The sequence below is a fragment of the Mesorhizobium sp. M2C.T.Ca.TU.002.02.1.1 genome (assembly GCF_003997225.1).
Genome location: NZ_RZTO01001312.1, coordinates 1 through 987 on the forward strand (window position 1 = coordinate 1; position 987 = coordinate 987).

Here is a 987-nt window from a genome sequence, read left to right on the forward strand (position 1 = left end):
CTTATGAAGACAGCAGATGCCACCGACAACGTCGCTGAATCGGCACGAAAAGGCGACGCCGAAAAGCGCGGCCGCAAGGCCTCGAAAGAGGTCAGGCGGTTGCAGCTGATCGAGGCGACGATCGATTCACTGGCCAAGCGCGGTTATGCCGAAACGACGATGGCCGACGTGGCCGACGGCGCGGGCTTGTCGCGCGGCATCGTCAACTTCCATTTCGAGAGCAAGGAAAAGCTGCTCATAGCCACGCTGCAGCATATGTATGACGAGTATTCGGCGCATTGGCGCACCGCCTTGCAGAAGGCGGGCGACGATCCGGCGCGACAATTACAGCAACTGGTGTGGGCGGATTTCGACCGCTCGATCTGCAACAAGCGCAAGCTCGCCGCCTGGCTGGCCTTCTGGGGCGAGGCGAAGTCGCGGCCGACCTACCAGGCGCTGAGCAGCTCGCGGGACGCCTATTACCAGCAGGTGTTCATCGATCTCTGCACGACGCTCAAAGAAAGCGGCGGCTACGCCTATGACCCCCAGGTCATCGCGCTTGCGCTCAGCGCCATGCTCGAGGGCCTTTGGCTGCGGCTGATGATGGGGACGGAGGACACCACGCGGGAGACCGCATTGCAGGCGGCAAATGCGTTTTTGGCCGCCGCCTTCCCGAAACATTACGGTTAGCAACAGCCGGCCAAACAAGACCGGCAACCAAAAGAGGATGGAACAGCATGAAGAAACTCAGCCGACGCCTGACACTGACCCTGGCGCTTGGGAGCGTGATCGCGGCTTCGGCGGTGGCGTTTGCCGTCGCCGCCGACAAGGACCTGATCGTGTTCGACTGGTCCGGCTATGAGGATCCGAGCTTCCACGGCAAATATGTCGAGAAGAACGGCGACTCGCCGACCTTCGCCTTCTTCGGCGACGAGGACGAGGCCTTCGAAAAGATCCGCTCCGGCTTCAAATCCGATCTCGGCCATCCGTGCTCGCAGAGCGTGGTGA

The 987-nt window shown here is 61.6% G+C and carries 1 protein-coding gene and 1 pseudogene; both read left to right on the forward strand.

The window, feature by feature from the left end; genetic code table 11:
* The first annotated feature begins 3 nt into the window (after positions 1–3).
* Entirely contained in the window at positions 4–669 is a 666-nt protein-coding gene (betI, locus tag EOD07_RS35735; RefSeq protein WP_127238463.1) for a transcriptional regulator BetI, read from the forward strand.
* A gap of 47 nt (positions 670–716) precedes the next feature.
* Positions 717–987 (forward strand): annotated as a pseudogene (locus EOD07_RS35740) (polyamine ABC transporter substrate-binding protein); the annotation flags it as partial.

Excerpts from the sequence above, each read along its gene's own strand:
- betI (WP_127238463.1), top strand. The coding sequence starts at position 4 with ATGAAGACAGCAGATGCCACCGACAACGTCGCTGAATCGGCACGAAAA.